A 16,617-nucleotide genomic window follows, 5' to 3' on the forward strand; every position below is an offset into this window, starting at 1 on the left:
GAAGTTCGTGTCATAGTTTTCAGTTTCCAGAAATCGCGTCGAGCACCGGACAGTTGGGGACTTCGGCGCCAGAACACCTGGATGCCGTTGCAGCGAGGACGGATTCGATCCGCCGGAGATCCGCGATCTTCGCCCGCACGTCCGCAAGGTGACGTTTTGTCCGCTCCTTGACCTCGGCGCAGGTCGGCGCGGCACCATCGTCGAGCCCCATCAGCCCGCGAATGTCCTCCATCGAGAACCCGAGCTCGCGGGCGCGCAGGATGAAGCGAAGGCGCGTGGCGTGTGCGGCGGAATATATCCGGTAGCCTGCGGCGCTGCGCGGCGGGTCGGGCAGCAGGCCGGTTTTCTCGTAATAGCGGATCGTCTCGATGTTGCATCCGGTCGCCCGGGCCAGGTCGCCGCGTGTTAAGCTGCTCTCGCTTTCGTGATCGATCATGGGGGTTTTCCTCTTGAGCCTGTAGCTACTACAGACCCTACACCCATCGTCAACCACAGACGAAAGGTGCGCGACATGGCGCTGACAGACGACAGAACTGACACCTCAGCAGCGGATCGCCCCGCCCGAAAGGGCTGGCTTGCGGCGGGCGGGGTGATGGGCGCCTTTCTCGCCTCGGCCTGCTGTGTCGGACCATTGGTGCTGCTGACCCTCGGTATCTCGGGGGCCTGGATCAGCAACCTGACGGCGCTGGAGCCCTTCAAGCCGATCTTCGCCGTGATTTCGCTCGGCTTCATCGGGGCGGGATTCCGGCAGGTCTATTTCCGCAAACCGACCGTCTGCGAGCCCGGTTCCTACTGCGCGCGCCCATCCTCGGCGCGCATCACCAAGTCCGCTCTCTGGACCTCCCTGATCCTCGTCCTCGCTGCACTCACCATCGACTGGTGGGCTCCGCTTCTCTACTGATCTCGAAAGGACACCCTCATGAAGACGATCCTTGCCCTTGTTCTGTTCGGCCTGACCGCCACAGCACCCATCACGGCCATCCCTGCCGTCGCGCAAACCGTCGCCGCCGAGCAGACCCTCACCTTCGCGGTGGACAATATGACCTGTGCGCTGTGTCCGGTCACCGTGAAGCGCGCGATGGAGGGCGTCGAAGGCGTGTACGCGGTCGAGATCGACTTCGAGGCGCGCACCGCTACTGTCGTCTTCGACACCGCCGCGACCAGCGCAGAGGCGATCGCCACCGCGTCGGCCAATGCAGGCTACCCGGCGCGCGTCTCGGGTTGACGGGATGACCGAGCGGACAGACCGCAAGCTGATTGCAACAGGTGTCGTCGGCACCGTCATCGCAGCGCTCTGCTGCTTCACGCCGATCCTGGTCGTTCTTCTCGGCGCCGTGGGCCTGTCGGCCTGGCTGGGTTGGCTCGACTATGTGCTGCTGCCCGCGCTGGCGTTTTTAATCGGCCTAACCATCTATGCCGTCTGGCGGCGGCAGCGGCGCAGGGCATCTCAAGAAAATGGATGAGTTCATGAAATTCGAAACCAAGGCGCCCACGGGCGATTTCGACCTCGCCGTGATCGGCGCCGGATCGGCTGGCTTCTCCGCCGCGATCACCGCCGCCGAGGGCGGCAAGCGCGTCGCGCTGATCGGGCATGGGACCATCGGCGGCACCTGCGTGAACGTGGGCTGCGTGCCCTCCAAGACGATGATCCGCGCTGCGGAAGCCCTGCACAGTGCGCAGTCGGCGCATCGTTTCCCGGGCCTCAGCGGAGAGGCGCAGGTCGCCGACTGGTCGGCGCTGGTTGCGGCCAAGGACGATCTTGTCGCTACACTGCGCCAGAAGAAGTACGCCGATCTGCTGCCGGGCTACGAGGGTGTGACCTATCTCGACGAGGGTCCAGGCCGTCTCGTCCCCGGCGGGGTCGAGGTCGGCGGGCGCAGGATCACGGCTCCCAAGGTGATCGTCGCCACCGGCGGTCGACCGGCCAGGCCCGACATCCCTGGGGTCCGGGACGTACCAACGCTCGACAGCACGTCGCTGCTGGATCTGGACCAGTTGCCCGAAAGCCTGATCTTCCTCGGCGGCGGCTATATCGGCGTGGAGCTGGCGCAGATGATGGCGCGGATGGGCACGCGGGTTACCATCGTCTGCCGTTCGCGCCTGTTGCCGCGCACCGAGCCGGAGGTGGCGCAAGCGCTCACCGAGGTCTTGCGCGCCGGGAGTGTCACGGTTCTTGACGGCGCAACCTATCACGCCGCGCGGCGCGACGGAGACCGTGCGGTGCTGACCGTGACGGTGAATGGCGCGGAGCGCGAACTGACGGCCGACCGCCTCGTCCTGACGACGGGGCGCGCCGCCAACACCGAGGGGCTGGGCCTCGCGGAGATGGGCGTCGAGACCGACGCACGCGGTGCGATCCGGGTTGGCGACGACATGCAGACCACAAAGCCCGGGATCTTTGCCGCGGGTGACGTCACGGACCGCGATCAATTCGTTTATATGGCCGCCTATGGCGCCAAGTTGGCCGCCCGCAACGCCGTCATGGGCGGGGCCGAACAATACGACAATGCGGCGATGCCCTGGGTGGTGTTCACTGATCCGCAGGTCGCCGGGGTCGGGCTGACTGAGGCGCAGGCGCGCGCGGCGGGTCATGACGTCAAGACCAGCGTGCTGACCCTCGACAACGTGCCTCGCGCGCTTGCCGCGCGCGATACGCGCGGGCTGATCAAGCTGGTCGCGGACCGGGCGACAGACCGTCTGCTTGGCGGCGTGATCATGGCGCCGGAGGGGGCAGACAGCGTGCAGACGCTGGTCATGGCGCTTAAGATCGGTATGACGACGAAGGCACTCGGCGAGACGATCTTCCCCTATCTGACAACGGTCGAGGGGCTGAAACTCGCCGCGCAGACTTTCGACAAGGATGTCGCGAAGCTGTCGTGCTGCGCTGGATGAAACGAGCAGATTTATCCAGCTTGGACCCTCAAGCGTGTCTAAGACGAGCAAGGCAGGCGAAATGACCCCACTTTCGGGCAAGACCACGCGCGCCTTGCGCGCCGTGCTTACCGAATGGCCCCTTGTCTCTGCCCCGATGGGCGAGGCCCTGACCAACGCTAGCCGTGCCGCCGTGCAACGCAATCTCGCCTGGACGCAAGCGCGAGGCCTGATCCGGGAGGTGACGGGGCAGGGGCGGTATCGATTGTGGCGCATGTGAGCAACCAAATGGGCACCACCAGGAGCGTTTTTGCACAAGTAGAGACAAATGGCAGTAAAGGTTCGCTGAGCACTATTGCACGGGTTGCGGCAAAGTTAAAAAGCGGTGCTTGGGGTAGGTCAGGGGCGTCCTGATACCGGATGCGAAGGGGTGACAATTAAGCTTATTGTGCAAAACTCGATGGATCTGGGCCTGATGCTGATCACGGACTAGATCCCCAGCTGCAGGAATATTGACAAGATCTTCGCCAGTCATCTGACCGCACAATACAACAAGGGCCAGTATTCCAACGAATAACCGGTGCGCATGTCAAAATCATGAGGACCGTGAACGGGATCGGCTACCCGAATGGGTTTTCCGGTGGCATCGATCGATCGGTTGAGAAATAACAGCGTCGATTTTTGCTATGACATTGGTGTAATAGACCCACCTGAAAGGCTATCCTTCCTTGACATGATTGCTCAATTAAGGGCTACGTGACACCCCGTGGACAGACGGGGTCAGTTTATAGAGTTGGGCGACCGCCCCATGAAGCCGAAACAGCTGGGCCCGGCGATGCGTGCCGACATAATGCTCGATTGCCCTGCCGACCCGGGAACCACGCTTCCAATCGTCGACCGCGCCTATCGCGATAATGAATTCAACCTGCTGGATGTCGTCTTTGACGACGCGCCCTTGCGTGCCGCGCCGCCGGAATGGGAAATTGCCCTTCCAGCCAATCCGCTTGCCGAACCTGATCTGAACGCGGCCCGTCGTCACGAAATCTTGTTCACCGGGGGTATGATGGGAGCAATGGTCGAGCGCCAGATGGGCCTAAGCCAGTCCGGCAGTATGATGGGCGGAATGATGGGTGGCGTCGTGGGCGGCGGCATGTGGTTCGTCAATGGCGTTGCGGCCGAAGGGCACATGCTCGATCCTTTCCTGACATTGGAGCGCGACGCGAGTCATGTCCTCCAGATGACGAACGCCACGGCCTTCGACCATCCGATCCATCTGCACGGCCACTCCTTCCGCGTCATCAGCCGCGATGGGGTGCCGACCGATTTCCGCGAATGGCAAGATACCGTGCTGATCGCGCCACGCGAGCAAGTGGAAATCGCCCTGGTCGCCGACAATCCCGGAGACTGGATGTTCCATTGCCACATCCTCGAGCACCAGGCGGCCGGGATGATGGGCGTGATCCGCGTCGCATGAGCAGAGGAGCAAGCAGATTGAAATCGATTGAGATTGGATGTCGGCCAAACCGGCGCAAGGTTCTTGCTGCCGTCCTCGGTAGCGGCTTAGCCACGGTGTTGCCAAGGCTTGTGCAGGCTGCAGTCGATGGTGATCCAGCGGCTCTGGCCTTTGATGGTGATACCATCCTGCTGGCAGATCGAGGGTTGTTCGTCAGTGACGATGCCGGCCAGACTTGGACCGCGGCAGAGACACTGGGGAACGTGCTGTCGCTGGCGACCCATCGCGACCGGCCCGGCCGTGTGGTTGCGGGGTTGGCCGAGGGCGGTGTCAGCATTTCCGAAGACGGGGGCGCTTCGTGGCGTATCTTTGAAGCTAGGCTGCCTGACGGAGAAATCACTGCCTTTGCTATCGCCTCGCGGAACCCGGACATGATCTATGCCTCGCTTCGCGGCGACGGGTTGTGGAAGAGCGAAGACGCCGGTGCAACCTGGTCGCTCGCCATGGACCGCCCCTGGCTCGACGACGCAGAGCGGGAACTTCTTTCTCTGGCTTCGGTCGAGCTTGAGACCGGCATGGGCGGGATCTGGATCTATGCGGGCACCGAGGTTGGCCTAACGCGGGTGCCCGATTGCTTTTGTCGCTGGCAGGACGTGCAGCCAGGCAATGCGATGGACGCATTGGTTGCGGGTGAAGCCCCACCGTCCGAAGCGCCATTGCCAGGAGGTGAACCGATCCTGTCGCTGGCCAGTGCCCCCTCGGCGCCGGAAGTGATGTATGCCGCGCTGCGTTCGGGCCTCTGGGCATCGCAGGACGGCGGAGTCATCTGGCAAAAGCGGGCGAGCAAAGCTGCGACCGCTGTTGCGGTTCATCCAAGAGACGAGACCTACATCGCTGCCCTGTTGGGCGGCATCTTGAAAATCAGCCGTGACGGCGGCGCAACCTGGATCGAAACAGGAGAACGATGATGGAGAAAATGATGCAGAGAAGAAACGCGCTTGGTCTGATTGGCAGCGGCATTGTCGGAATGGTGGGCCTGACCACATCGGCCTGGGCGCAAGCGACAGGCGATGTGGCGCCCGGTCTGGCGGGCAGCGAAAGGCAGATCACCATCTGGCGCGATCCGGGCTGCGGCTGCTGTGATGCCTATGGGGATTATCTCGAAGAACACGGCTTTACCGTAACGCGTGTGGATGACCGCGACTTCGACAAACGCTCGGTCGAAGTCGGTGTGCCCGCCCAGGGCATCGGCTGCCACTTGGCCGAGATCGACGGCTACTATGTCAGCGGTCTCGTCCCCGTCGACATCATCGAGCGGCTGCTGGAAACCCGTCCGGCGATAACGGGTATCACCTTGCCGGGAATGCCCGCGAACGCACCGGGCATGGCTGCGGTCAAGTCAGGCACGCTCAGGACCTACGCCTTTGGCCCGGAAGGAATCTCAATCTATGCCGATGAATAAGGGGCCGAAAGATCGATCGGCGAAGTGTACGGTCAGGCGGTCAGTGCACCTCGCTGCCCTAGTGTCCGCGCTCGCGACCACCGGCGTTGTGGTGCTGGCCCAATCGGAACCGGTTGACCCGCGTGTCGAGGGACTGACGTTTTTGGGAGAGCCCGTGCTTGCATCCCAGGTCATGGCAGGGCAACAGCTTTATGCGGACAACTGCGCCAGTTGCCATGGTGCCAGCCTCGAGGGTCAGCCCGATTGGCGTCGTCGTCTTGACACAGGAAGAATGCCGGCCCCGCCGCATGATGACTCAGGCCACACTTGGCACCATTCAGACCGCATGCTTTTTCAGATCACTAGGGTCAGGACCCATTGATCTTCCTTTTTCGGCATGATTCAGCCTCCGCAAGGAGACCGATCAATGAGCAACCTTTTCTGGCTGACGGATGCGCAGATGGCCCGTCTGGAACCATTCTTTCCCAAGAGCCATGGCAAGCCGCGTGTCGATGACCGGCGAGTGCTGAGCGGCATTATCTTCATCAATCGCAATGGCTTGCGGTGGTGTGATGCACCGAAGGAGTATGGTCCACCCAAGACCCTCTACAACCGTTGGAAGCGATGGGGCGACAAGGGTGTCTTTGCCCGGATGATGGAGGGGCTGGCCTCCGAGGCGGCCGTTCCGAGGACGGTGATGATCGACGCGACCTATCTGAAGGCGCACCGCACGGCGACCAGCCTGCGGTCGAAAAAGGGGGGCCAAGCGATCAGAGGGGTCGTTTGATCGGCCGGACCAAGGGCGGCATGAACACCAAACTGCACGCCGTTACCGATGCCGATGGACGTCCGATCCGCTTCTTCATGACCGCAGGCCAGGTCAGCGACTACACGGGTGCTGCGGCCCTGCTGGATAGCTTGCCATCTGCAGAATGGCTGCTCGCCGACCGCGGCTATGATGCCGACTGGTTCAGAGATGCGTTGAAAGACAAGGGGATAAAGCCCTGCATCCCGGGCAGGAAGTCGCGCGGCAAGCCTGTCAAATACGATAAGCGCCGCTACAAACGCCACAACAGGATCGAGATCATGTTCGGCCGCCTGAAGGACTGGCGCAGGGTTGCCACGCGCTACGACAGGTGCCCGAAGGTCTTCCTCTCCGCCGTCGCCCTCGCCGCAACCGTCATGTTCTGGCTATGACGAGAGAATGAGATGCCGTAACGGGGCCTGCGTCGCGACCCGCCCGTTACCGTTGCAGAATCGAGGGCAAGCTGGCGCCATTCCCGTATCGGATCCACTGGGAGGGCTGCGAGATGAAGCTGTTTGTCGGACTGGATGTGTCACTGGAGATGACCGCGATCTGCGTGATCAGCGAGCATGGGAAGATCTTGAAGGAGGCGCAGGTGGCGAGCGAGCCGGAGTCGCTGTTGCGCTGGATCAACGATCAGGACGGCGCGATCGCAGCTGTCGGGCTGGAGGCCGGTCCCTTGTCGCAGTGGCTGCATCGCGGGTTATCAGAGGCAGGACAACCTGTCGTGCTGATGGAAACTCGGCAGGTCAAAGGAGCCCTGAAGGCCATGCCGATCAAGACGGACCGGCGTGATGCCGAAGGTATCGCGCGTCTGCTGCACCTCGGCTGGTTCCGGCCAGTTCACTGCAAATCGGTGTCTGCACAGGAGGTTCGCGCTGTGCTCAGCGCCCGTAAGGCTGTGCAACAAGGGTTCATCACACTGGAGATGTCACTGCGGGGGCTACTTCGGAACTTCGGCCTCAAGGTCGGCACCATTTCACGTGGCCGGTTCGAACAGCGTATCCGCGAACTGGCAGCAGGTAATCCGATGCTGGAAGCGGCAACCGAACCCATGCTCAGCGCGCGGTCGGCGCTGCGGCGAGAATTGGCGGGTCTTGAACGCCGTGTCCGGCAACTCGCGCAGGAAGATCCGGTCTGCCGCCGGTTGATGTCGATGCCCGGGATCGGCGCTGTCGTGGCCTTGACCTATCGATCTGCGGTCGATGATCCCGCCCGGTTCACTTCCTCGAAGAAGGTTGGGCCGTGGGTTGGCCTGACGCCGTCGCGAAACCAGTCGGGAGAGCGCGACATCTCGGGCGGGATTACCAAGGCAGGTGACGTCAACCTCCGCCGTGCCCTGTGCCAGGCGGCAACCGTGATGATGCATCGCGGGCGGGCGACATGGCTGCGAACATGGGCCGCGAAGATCGCGCGCCGACGTGGTGCCAAGCGCGCGATGGTTGCACTGGCCCGGCGCATCGCCGTGATCCTGCACCGCATGTGGAAGGATGACACCGAATTCCGCTTCGACATTCCGGTGCTTCATGCCGGCTGAAGATACGGTTTCCAGACTGCTGCCCGCCTAATCGCGGGCCTTCGAGGTCCCCACGGGACGCGGTTCCGGTGATGCCGTGCTCAGGACTGATGCCGATCGTATCGAGCACGCCAATGAGATGGGCACATCGGAATTGCATTGAACCAGCATCATGTTGGCGGCCACAGCGCTGACCACGGACCGAAGCATGCACCCGGGTCGATCTCAGACGAAGGCTGTCGAGAAGGTAGGCAGATCAAGTGTACAAGACACAAAACCGCAGTTTGGCGGCGCATCCCGCATGCGCAAAACCGCTTGACTGGAACGACCCCGTTACCGAAGTCCTGACCCTAAAGGCGGGGTCGGGGCCGTCGTGCCGGGATACGAGAGCGACATGCCGGCCTTCGGAGAGGATCTGACAGACGCAGAGATCGCGGCTATCCTCGTCTACATCAAGAGCACCTGGCCTGAGCGACAACGTGAGTTCCAAGCCGAAGTTTCGGCCAATGACACGGGCGGGTGAAGATCGACAGGGTGTCAGGATAGTATCTTTCGACCAAAACCGATCCACCGGGGGACCAATTCGGCAAATCTGTCCTACTCCGCCCCCTGACTCCCGCTTTACCACGCTAATTCGGACCTGACCTGGTTGGCCGTTAACCCGCCCGCAAGGCAAGCATGTGCTACCAGGGTCGCGTGCATGCGTTCACGAAAATTTGCCCTTGAACCTCCAGCCACTAGAAGTCCTATCTATTCAAGGAGAACATATACCGTTCTTGCCATCAATCGTCGGCGGGAACCGAAAGGGTACGAAATGCTGACAAGACGACACTTCATTCAAACGACAACAGCGCTCTTTTCGGCGACTGTGGCCAACCCTGTGTTTGCCGATAGCTGGCCCACCGAAGCGCAGAAGGCTGAATGGGACGCGCAAGTCAGCCCGCCCGGCTTCGATCCGGCCACGTCAAACCCTTGGGGACTACACCCACGTTTCTTGCCTCAGCGTGTGGACGCGAAGGACGGCCTCGTGCCAGGAGACATCCATGTCGATGCGGTTGCGCGATATCTCTACCACATTGAGGAGGGTGGAACCGCGATGCGCTACGGCGTGGCGATCGCGCGGGGCAACCTCTACGAGCCAGGTGTTTATAACATCAAGCGCAAGGTCAGGTGGCCGCACTGGACGCCGACACAGAACATGATCGAGCGGGATCCTGAAAACGCAAGATGGGCCGACGGGATGGAACCCGGCCCTCAAAACGCCTTGGGATCGCGGGCGCTCTATCTCTATGTCGGAGATCGCGACACCTATCTTCGGATACACGGCACACCCTATCCGAGAAGCATCGGCGGTCGCGCGAGTTCGGGTTGCGTGCGGATGGTTATGGCACACATCAACGAGCTCTATCCGAACGTCGAGATTGGATCGACAGCACATCTTTATTCGGCTGAGGACAGTGTTACCGCGAGAAGTTGAATGAGGTAATTAGCTTTGAGCGAAATGATGTGACGTGCGGGTCGTCGTCACGCTTCCCGCGCGACGCAGATCGGATTGCCGTTCACCGTGCGCAGCGGCAACAAGGTCGTTTCAACGGGGCCGCTGTGTTCGTACCAGTAGCACCCGTCTTCCGGCACCAAGCGCGCGGTTGCAACATCCTGATCCGGGGCAGCCATTGCAATCACAGCTTCGGGAACGTTGCCCGGCTGGTCTGCCGAGTCGCCCGATCCAGTCGGCTGGATTGCGCACCCGGCCGTAAGCGACAGCGCCACTGCAAACATTATTTTTTGCTTCAGCATCAAAACCCGCATCAAGCTTCCTTTCGTGTCTGTTTTTCTTTGCATCGGCTTTTCATGCCTCAAGGCGTGATGGAGCCGGTCGCCGCATCCTCTAGCAATAAAACAAACTGAAATACCACCGTATTTTGCTCTTGAAGCTCTAGCTACTGTAGGGGCTATGTCATGGTAAAGCACCCGAATCCAGAGGTCCATTCATGCCGTCCGACACCCATCGTCACGACCACGATCACGCCGAAGATGCCCAGAAAAGCGGCGGCAGCTGCTGCGGGAGCGCCGGAACGTGCGGCGACATCGTTCCGGCGATCCCCGCGCCAGCGTGCGGGCGCAGTTTTCAGGTGTCCGGCCTCGATTGCGCCGAGGAGGTAGCAATCCTGAACAAGGTGGTCGGCCCGAAGATCGGCGGGGCCGAGCATCTCGCGTTCGACGTGATCAATGGACGGATGACTATTCTCGACAGCGCCAAGAGTGTATCGGACGGCGAAATTGCAGAACTGGTCGCAAGCACCGGCATGACCGCCAAGCCCTGGGATGCCGAAAACGCGTCGGTCGACCAGGCGGCCCATCTTGCACGCCAGCAGCTGTTTACGGCGCTCAGTGGCGGCTTCTGGGCCGCGGGATTTCTGTGGCACATCATCGAGACCGGCATGGGGGGGGCACTCGGCCTCTTCGCAGGGCACGGCGAAGCGCCGATGCCACTGGTCGAGGCAGGGCTATTCGCGGTTGCGATCCTGTTCGGTGTCTGGCTCGTGGCACCCAAGGCATGGTCGTCTGCACGGAGGCTGTCGCCCGACATGAACCTGCTGATGGTCGTCGCAGTCGCGGGTGCAATTGGCCTCGGCGAATTTTTCGAGGCGGCGACGGTCGCGTTCTTCTTCTCGCTCTCGCTTTATCTCGAAAGCTGGAGCGTCGGGCGTGCGAGGAATGCGGTTTCAGCTCTGCTCGACCTGGCGCCGCCGACGGCAAGAGTTCTTCATGATGACGGCTCGGAAGCGGACGTTCCGGCTTCTGCGGTTGCTATCAACGCACGTTTCATCGTGCGCGGCGGAGACCGCATCCCATTGGATGGTGAGGTTGTCGATGGGGCAGGGGCCGTCGATCAGGCGCCAATCACCGGAGAGAGTGCGCTGGTCCCAAAGGAACGGGGCGACGAAGTCTATGCCGGTACGATCAACGGCGAAGGCACACTGACGGTGCGCGCCACGAAGGCCGCCTCGGACACCGTGTTGGCCAAGATCATCCGCATGGTCGGCGACGCCCATGCCCGCCGCGCGCCGGTGGAACAGTGGGTGGCGAAGTTCGCCCGCATCTACACGCCTATCGTCATGGCTCTCGCCATTGCAATTGCCCTGTTGCCGCCGCTCATTTTCGGGGGGGCTTGGGATTATTGGTTCTACAATGCACTCGTGCTGCTGGTGATCGCTTGCCCATGCGCTCTGGTCATCTCGACACCGGTCTCCATCGTCGCCGCACTCACCGCCTCAGCGCGGGCCGGGGTGCTGATCAAGGGCGGTGCATATATCGAGGCACCGGGCAAGACCACTGCACTGGCCATGGACAAGACCGGCACGATCACCATGGGCGAGCCCGAGGTGGCGGCGGTGCATCCGCTGGGCAAAGCATCGGCGCGAGATCTGATGACCCTCGCCGCTGGGCTGGAGGCACGTTCCTCGCATCCCTTGGCGCGCGCCATTCTCGCGCGGGCAGAAGCCGACGGCATCAAGGTGTCCGCCGCGGAAGATACCCGAACCGTTCCCGGCAGGGGACTTGAAGGACGCACAGACGGCCGGTCGATCTGGCTGGGGTCGGACCGGTTTGCCGAGGAGAAGGGTTTCGGCGACGCCATTCCGAAGGATTTGCGCGACCGCATCGAAGGGGCTGGCAGCACCCTTGTTGCCGTGGGCGACGACACCGGTGTCACCGGCATCTTGGAATTGCGCGACCGTATCCGCCCGGATGCCAAAGGCATCGTGGCGCAGCTTCACGCGGAGGGTGTGAAGACCATCGTCATGCTGACCGGTGATAACGAGCGGACAGCGCGCGCTGTTGCAGCCGAGGTCGGCATCGACGAGGTCCGTGCCGAGCTTCTGCCCGAAGACAAGGTGACTGCCATCGAAGAACTGGTCGAAACGCATGACATGGTGGCCATGATCGGCGACGGGGTCAACGACGCCCCGGCCATGGCGCGCGCGCATTACGCCATCGCAATGGGTGCCGTTGGTTCGGACGCGGCAATCGAGACGGCGGATATAGCCCTGATGACCGACGATCTCGGCAAGGTGCCTTGGCTGATCGGTCATTCGCGCCGGACAATGTCGATTATCCATCAGAACATCGGTATTTCCTTGGCGACCAAGGGCGTTTTCGTCGTCGCTACTGCGTTCGGAGTGGCATCGATGTGGGGCGCTATTGCAGCCGATGTAGGAGTGTCATTGCTGGTGGTGGCCAACGCCCTGCGCCTGCTGAACAGCCAAGAGGCCAAGGCACCGCCGTCCGGCGGTGAGCAGGTTGGCGAAGGCTTGGCCAAAGGGGCGCTGGCACATGGTCATTGAACTGGGAGAACCCGGAAAGGAGCCGAGACGAGACATGAGCGTGAAGGGCAGGATGATGTGTCCGGTTTGCGAGGTGCCCTTGAGCATGACCGACCGCCAGGGGATCGAGATCGACTTCTGTCCCGATTGCCGGGGTGTCTGGCTAGACCGAGGCGAACTGGACAAGATCATCGAGCGTTCGGCACCCGATGTGGCGCCTCAGCGGGTGCCTGAGCCGCGCGGCTACGACGATGATCGCTGCTACCGGCGCGGAAAGCACGGCGGCGGCAAGCACGGCTATCGCCGCAAATCCTGGCTTCACGAGTTGTTCGATTAAGGCTTGCCGTGGCCTCCCTGCCGGTCGCCCTCAAGGCGCTGCGGTAGGCCCGCAAGGCATTCAGCGGTGAGCAGGTTGGTCCAGAGATGGCAAAGGCCGCGCTTGCCCACGGACATTGATCACGCAGCATTTGCAAGGTAACGTAATGTCCATATCAGACCTCACGAAAGAGGCATCGAGCAGTGAAAACCATCCGATTTCCCCGCCGCGCCGTCCTGTTGGGCGGGTTGGCAGCGTTTTTGTCTGGCTGTGCCAGCAAGTTCCGCAGCTATGGCGGACCCGAGGTGACCCGTGTTCGGCTTTACAAGGGGCAGCGTTTGCTTGTTCTGGACGGAGCCGATCGCGTATTGCAAACCTATCCGGTCGGGCTGGGTTTCGCTCCTGAGGGTCACAAGCAATTCGAGGGAGACGGCCGGACCCCTGAGGGCGCTTACGTAGTCGATAAGCGCAACCCCGAAAGTACGTATCATCTTTCGGTTGGCATCTCCTATCCGAATGAGGCCGACATCGCCTTTGCTGAAGCGCAGGGCCTTTCCCCCGGCGGCGACATCTTCATCCATGGTGGTCCACGCCCAGGCATCGACCCAACGGACGTCCGCGACTGGACAGCTGGCTGCATCGCGGTCACAGATCGGCAGATCGAGGACATCTATGCAATGGTGAAAGACGGAACACCGATCGACATCTACGCCTGATGGGAGGAGATGATCTTCCGTCAGATCAGGCAAATCGTCGGCACAGGGCCACGTTGATCGCTTCGATGGCGATCACGGCCAAAGTGACGCTCGCCGCCGTGGGCCAGCGCAAGCACCCGGTACGCGTAAGGACACTACAATATGTGTCCAGCCGTGGCAGTGGCGAAACAGGCGGGCCCTAGCGGGGAAGAATACGTCTGGTATCATGTCGAATTCAATCTATCCGAGGGCATAGACGATGGTCACGACGGTAATCATGACAACCATGAACATGGCGAATGCGCCAAGGGCGAGGGTACGGCCCATGTCCCGGTTCGGCTTCTCTACTTTCAGACGCAGTTCCTCCGCGGTTTCCGGAAACTCGAGCGCCGCCGCATTCGATTGGCGCATCAGGTCGTAGCGGGACGTCCAGCGCCGTTCCTCCGCCGCGTTCCAGCCGTTCAGCACCAGGATGATTGCCACGATGAGAACCATCGACGACGGGACCCAGATTACGTAGCCGCCGATTGTCTCGTCAGCCAGGGCGCGAAGTCGACCACCGCTCGCTGCGATGATTTCTGATCCATAGAGGGGCACCTCCTTGAGCGTTGTCAGGGAGCCCAGAAAGATGTTGGAAACGATCACCACGAACCCTGACATCAGTCGAGCACCGCGCCGCGCTCCTTCAGGCGAATCACGCGGATCGAACAGCATAGCAAAGTACCAAAGCCCCGCCAGCACCATAGACAGATGTGCCAGCGCTTCCATCGCCGCAATACGTTGTGTAAGGGCGTAGATCATCGGGATCTGCCAGACGAAAAGCGCGCCAATCAACAGGGAGGTGGCAGATGCAGGAAGCGCCAAGAATCGCGGGATGCGCGCACGCCCAATCGCGGCAAGGCGTCGGCGCCATTCCCTTTTCAATCCAGCTTGAAGGCCAAGCCAGGGCTGAGAAACCGCGATAAGAAGCGGTCCTACCAGTCGCAGAAGAAGATGCTCGACCTGATGTACCGAAAACAGACTGTGCCCCAATGGCGCGAGCGGCCCATTCGTCGCGACGAGGACGGCCGCGAGGCCGGCAAAGAAGGCGGTTCGACGCCAACCAGAAACCCTTCCGAGACAGCGAGCGTGTATTTTGAGCCCACGCAAAAACAGCCATGCTGTAAGACCGACAACAATGAGCGACACCGGTGACAGCACATAGCCGAAAGGGTCGTATAGGAATAAGAAGTTCGTGATCATTCGCTCTGGCCCTCGCTCATCCGAGGGTTGTCGGAGGTAGCTGGTGTGAGCCGCGAGATCCCGGAAGCGCCGCCACGGGCCAGTGACAGATCGGTCGACATGGCGAGGTATTCGCCTTGTATCCACGAGGGAAAGAGATTGTCGTAGAATCGAGATAGCGGATGTCCCGACTGTCCGGCGGGCGAGATGTAGTATGATCCCGCTGCTTCCGATATCGACATGACCGCCTGAAAATTGCTTCCGGCACTCACAAGGAATGGACGGTCTTCTACGACACCAAATGATGTTAAGAATTGCGTAAACGGATCGCCGGAAATCGGCGCTTGAAGGGACAGCAGGTTGGTCAGCAACCGACGTGAACTGATCGGCGACCACTGCATGTCCAATCTATGCTCTTCCCCCCAGGTCCACGTCGAGGGATCGCGCCCATATCGATCGAACAGCCAGCCAAGGGCATCATCCAGGGCCACGCGAACCTGCTCCTCGCATGTCTCGCGAGGTGAGGATAGGCGGATGTCACACCAGATCGCGCTACCGCGACGATCGCTGAGTACCGCAAAAAGAAAGTTCGAGTTCGGACGGGTCCAGAGTTGCTCCGCTGTCGGAAACTCGTCCTTCAAAATGCGCTGCTGCAAAGCCCGGACCCAGGTCCAGAACAGCAGAGGTTCCGGTGAATAGCGATCCATTTCGCCATTCCACGACGCAAGCCTGTCCAGTAGCTCACGACGAAGGTTGTCCGCATCGGTGCCTTCGGTGCTGTCTCTGGACTGCACGAACCAAAGCTCTTTCGCCATCAGGGGCAGGAGGGTTCGCGCCACGGAACTTACGGTGTCCCTTTGAACACCGATGGCGCCTTCCGTCGAGAAGATCGATTGCCGCGCTTCAAGCTCCGCCAGTCGAATGTCGCGAAAAGACGACGCCCGAACGGCCTCCGCTCTTGGCCATCGGGCAACGGTCTCTCGGTCAATGGCCAATGCCTCCATGCCCTTCGGCAACATGTCTGCGGCAACTCCGATGGCATCGGTCGCGTCGGCCGAACGCGCGAACAGCTCCAGCATCGTCAGGAAACCTGCCGCCTGCACGGGTGACGGCCCCCTTGGTGCCTCCTCGTCTGGCACGGGAAATGACCGGAAGGCCCAGGCGACGCGCGTATTGCGACCGACAATAACGAAAGGTACGCCCGGCATTGTGGCCCCTATGGCCGGCCCTGTCGAAAATTGAAGATCTGCGAGATACCATTCCGAGGGAAGCGACAGGGAACCGCTGGTATCGGCGGCTAGAATTGGCGTTCCGGTCGCTGTTCGGTCGCCGTCCATCGCCCATGCATCAAGGCGCTGCTCCGGATCAGTCGCAAACAGTTCGGGCACTCTCAGGCGATCCGCCGGTATAATGGCACCTGATATACTCGGCATTCCTTCCCGTGCGCTTCCCGGTCGCAGGCCATTCAGGAAAGACCGGGCAATCCTCAGGCTATCGCCGGGTGTCCAGGCCGCGATCGACCGTTCGTCTGCGATCAGCAGCTCCGGAGAGCCTCTGCCACGCCCGCCTTCTGACACAAGCTCGAGCCACGCATTGACGCCCGCGGCATAGGACGCGAGCGCGTCTGAGACCGCTGGCGCAACGGACAATGTCTCATCGGATGGCCACGATGCTTCCGCTTTTCGCCTTGCCCTTAACAGTTGACCGAGCCTGTCTTGGGCGTGAACGAAGCCGATCGCGAAGTAGACATCTGCAGCGGAAGTTGCGGAGATGTGCGGGACTGCCGAAGAATCTCGCAGAATGTCGACCGGTCCGCCTAAGCCTGCGACCGTGAAGTCCTCGTCGTAGTCGGGAACGGATGCGCTCAGCAGAAAATAGACCAACCCGGAACCAACCGATACCGTGATGCAGATTGCCAGAAACCCGTACAGCAATATGTTGAAAAGCCGTCTCATGTCGGTGCTGTTTCGAAAC

General features: G+C 61.4%; 17 protein-coding genes and 3 pseudogenes. 16 read left to right on the plus strand and 4 right to left on the minus strand.

Features of this window, described 5'->3' with window-relative positions; genetic code table 11:
- Nucleotides 1-19: 19 nt before the first annotated feature.
- On the minus strand, nucleotides 20-436 hold the full coding sequence (locus G0A00_RS19025) for a helix-turn-helix domain-containing protein (protein ID WP_043772414.1): 417 nt from the start codon (nucleotides 434-436) through the stop codon (nucleotides 20-22).
- Between the two features lie 75 nt (nucleotides 437-511).
- Here G0A00_RS19025 and G0A00_RS19030 point away from each other — a divergent pair, with 75 nt between their 5' ends.
- The 13 genes and pseudogenes from G0A00_RS19030 (at nucleotide 512) to G0A00_RS19085 (ending at nucleotide 9,563) form a co-directional block, all read left to right on the plus strand.
- Nucleotides 512-901, plus strand: a complete 390-nt coding sequence (locus tag G0A00_RS19030) for a mercuric transporter MerT family protein (protein ID WP_043772411.1) — start codon at nucleotides 512-514, stop codon at nucleotides 899-901.
- 18 nt (nucleotides 902-919) lie between these two features.
- Nucleotides 920-1,225: a heavy-metal-associated domain-containing protein gene (locus G0A00_RS19035; RefSeq protein ID WP_164183359.1), complete on the plus strand. Its 306-nt coding sequence runs from the start codon at nucleotides 920-922 to the stop codon at nucleotides 1,223-1,225.
- A 4-nt stretch (nucleotides 1,226-1,229) separates the two neighbouring features.
- Nucleotides 1,230-1,463 carry a mercury resistance system transport protein MerF gene (gene merF, locus G0A00_RS19040; RefSeq protein WP_082033411.1) on the plus strand — a complete coding sequence of 78 codons (234 nt, stop codon included), beginning with the start codon at nucleotides 1,230-1,232 and terminating at the stop codon, nucleotides 1,461-1,463.
- 4 nt (nucleotides 1,464-1,467) lie between these two features.
- Nucleotides 1,468-2,892 (plus strand): mercury(II) reductase, encoded by a 1,425-nt coding sequence (gene merA / locus G0A00_RS19045; RefSeq protein ID WP_043772569.1) that lies wholly within the window; start codon nucleotides 1,468-1,470, stop codon nucleotides 2,890-2,892.
- A gap of 58 nt (nucleotides 2,893-2,950) precedes the next feature.
- Nucleotides 2,951-3,151 (plus strand): annotated as a pseudogene (locus G0A00_RS26575) (hypothetical protein); the annotation flags it as partial.
- Between the two features lie 528 nt (nucleotides 3,152-3,679).
- Nucleotides 3,680-4,345 (plus strand): multicopper oxidase domain-containing protein, encoded by a 666-nt coding sequence (locus G0A00_RS19055; protein ID WP_235953173.1) that lies wholly within the window; start codon nucleotides 3,680-3,682, stop codon nucleotides 4,343-4,345.
- A 17-nt stretch (nucleotides 4,346-4,362) separates the two neighbouring features.
- Nucleotides 4,363-5,292, plus strand: a complete 930-nt coding sequence (locus G0A00_RS19060; RefSeq protein WP_235953175.1) for an exo-alpha-sialidase — start codon at nucleotides 4,363-4,365, stop codon at nucleotides 5,290-5,292.
- Nucleotides 5,292-5,786, plus strand: a complete 495-nt coding sequence (locus tag G0A00_RS19065) for a DUF411 domain-containing protein (RefSeq protein ID WP_043772565.1) — start codon at nucleotides 5,292-5,294, stop codon at nucleotides 5,784-5,786. The genes G0A00_RS19060 and G0A00_RS19065 overlap by 1 nt, the downstream gene beginning before the upstream one ends.
- Nucleotides 5,779-6,132: pseudogene (locus G0A00_RS19070) on the plus strand (c-type cytochrome); the annotation flags it as partial. The gene G0A00_RS19065 and the pseudogene G0A00_RS19070, both read left to right, overlap by 8 nt.
- A 60-nt stretch (nucleotides 6,133-6,192) precedes the next feature.
- Nucleotides 6,193-6,962, plus strand: a protein-coding gene (locus tag G0A00_RS19075; RefSeq protein ID WP_235953177.1) for an IS5 family transposase whose coding sequence is annotated in 2 segments (ribosomal slippage) — nucleotides 6,193-6,529 and nucleotides 6,529-6,962 — 771 coding nt in all. Because the reading frame shifts where the segments join, the coding sequence is not laid out codon by codon here.
- A 113-nt stretch (nucleotides 6,963-7,075) separates the two neighbouring features.
- A complete protein-coding gene (locus G0A00_RS19080; RefSeq protein WP_043775737.1) occupies nucleotides 7,076-8,107 on the plus strand; it encodes an IS110 family transposase in 1,032 nt (343 codons plus the stop codon).
- A 346-nt stretch (nucleotides 8,108-8,453) separates the two neighbouring features.
- A pseudogene (locus G0A00_RS26580) lies at nucleotides 8,454-8,609 on the plus strand (cytochrome c); the annotation flags it as partial.
- A gap of 291 nt (nucleotides 8,610-8,900) precedes the next feature.
- Complete coding sequence (locus G0A00_RS19085; protein WP_009503854.1) at nucleotides 8,901-9,563, plus strand: L,D-transpeptidase; 663 nt, start codon at nucleotides 8,901-8,903, stop codon at nucleotides 9,561-9,563.
- A gap of 47 nt (nucleotides 9,564-9,610) precedes the next feature.
- On the opposite strand, the gene G0A00_RS19090 is transcribed toward G0A00_RS19085, so the two are convergent.
- Complete coding sequence (locus G0A00_RS19090; RefSeq protein WP_043772563.1) at nucleotides 9,611-9,895, minus strand: hypothetical protein; 285 nt, start codon at nucleotides 9,893-9,895, stop codon at nucleotides 9,611-9,613.
- A gap of 182 nt (nucleotides 9,896-10,077) precedes the next feature.
- Between G0A00_RS19090 and G0A00_RS19095 the strand changes: the two genes are divergently transcribed.
- The 3 genes from G0A00_RS19095 (at nucleotide 10,078) to G0A00_RS19105 (ending at nucleotide 13,443) form a co-directional block, all read left to right on the plus strand.
- Nucleotides 10,078-12,432: a cation-translocating P-type ATPase gene (locus G0A00_RS19095; protein ID WP_043772560.1), complete on the plus strand. Its 2,355-nt coding sequence runs from the start codon at nucleotides 10,078-10,080 to the stop codon at nucleotides 12,430-12,432.
- Between the two features lie 34 nt (nucleotides 12,433-12,466).
- Entirely contained in the window at nucleotides 12,467-12,748 is a 282-nt protein-coding gene (locus G0A00_RS19100; RefSeq protein ID WP_043772558.1) for a zf-TFIIB domain-containing protein, read from the plus strand.
- Nucleotides 12,749-12,930: 182 nt separating this feature from the next.
- Nucleotides 12,931-13,443, plus strand: a complete 513-nt coding sequence (locus G0A00_RS19105) for a murein L,D-transpeptidase family protein (RefSeq protein WP_040618649.1) — start codon at nucleotides 12,931-12,933, stop codon at nucleotides 13,441-13,443.
- 219 nt (nucleotides 13,444-13,662) lie between these two features.
- Here the strand turns inward: G0A00_RS19105 and G0A00_RS19110 are convergent, their stop codons facing one another.
- Entirely contained in the window at nucleotides 13,663-14,664 is a 1,002-nt protein-coding gene (locus G0A00_RS19110) for a cytochrome c oxidase assembly protein (protein WP_043772557.1), read from the minus strand.
- Complete coding sequence (locus G0A00_RS19115) at nucleotides 14,661-16,598, minus strand: penicillin acylase family protein (RefSeq protein ID WP_068286412.1); 1,938 nt, start codon at nucleotides 16,596-16,598, stop codon at nucleotides 14,661-14,663. Before G0A00_RS19115 ends, G0A00_RS19110 begins: the two co-directional genes overlap by 4 nt.
- Nucleotides 16,599-16,617: the final 19 nt, after the last annotated feature.

The organism is Salipiger sp. PrR002 (assembly GCF_010500775.1).
Taxonomy (GTDB): Bacteria; Pseudomonadota; Alphaproteobacteria; order Rhodobacterales; family Rhodobacteraceae; genus Salipiger.

Coding starts and splice junctions, on each gene's coding strand:
- G0A00_RS19085 (WP_009503854.1), top strand. CDS start 8,901: ATGCTGACAAGACGACACTTCATTCAAACGACAACAGCGCTCTTTTCG.
- G0A00_RS19025 (WP_043772414.1), bottom strand. CDS start 436: ATGATCGATCACGAAAGCGAGAGCAGCTTAACACGCGGCGACCTGGCC.
- G0A00_RS19080 (WP_043775737.1), top strand. CDS start 7,076: ATGAAGCTGTTTGTCGGACTGGATGTGTCACTGGAGATGACCGCGATC.
- G0A00_RS19115 (WP_068286412.1), bottom strand. CDS start 16,598: ATGAGACGGCTTTTCAACATATTGCTGTACGGGTTTCTGGCAATCTGC.
- G0A00_RS19110 (WP_043772557.1), bottom strand. CDS start 14,664: ATGATCACGAACTTCTTATTCCTATACGACCCTTTCGGCTATGTGCTG.
- G0A00_RS19100 (WP_043772558.1), top strand. CDS start 12,467: ATGAGCGTGAAGGGCAGGATGATGTGTCCGGTTTGCGAGGTGCCCTTG.
- G0A00_RS19065 (WP_043772565.1), top strand. CDS start 5,292: ATGGAGAAAATGATGCAGAGAAGAAACGCGCTTGGTCTGATTGGCAGC.
- G0A00_RS19095 (WP_043772560.1), top strand. CDS start 10,078: ATGCCGTCCGACACCCATCGTCACGACCACGATCACGCCGAAGATGCC.
- merA (WP_043772569.1), top strand. CDS start 1,468: ATGAAATTCGAAACCAAGGCGCCCACGGGCGATTTCGACCTCGCCGTG.
- merF (WP_082033411.1), top strand. CDS start 1,230: ATGACCGAGCGGACAGACCGCAAGCTGATTGCAACAGGTGTCGTCGGC.
- G0A00_RS19035 (WP_164183359.1), top strand. CDS start 920: ATGAAGACGATCCTTGCCCTTGTTCTGTTCGGCCTGACCGCCACAGCA.
- G0A00_RS19055 (WP_235953173.1), top strand. CDS start 3,680: ATGAAGCCGAAACAGCTGGGCCCGGCGATGCGTGCCGACATAATGCTC.
- G0A00_RS19090 (WP_043772563.1), bottom strand. CDS start 9,895: ATGCGGGTTTTGATGCTGAAGCAAAAAATAATGTTTGCAGTGGCGCTG.
- G0A00_RS19030 (WP_043772411.1), top strand. CDS start 512: ATGGCGCTGACAGACGACAGAACTGACACCTCAGCAGCGGATCGCCCC.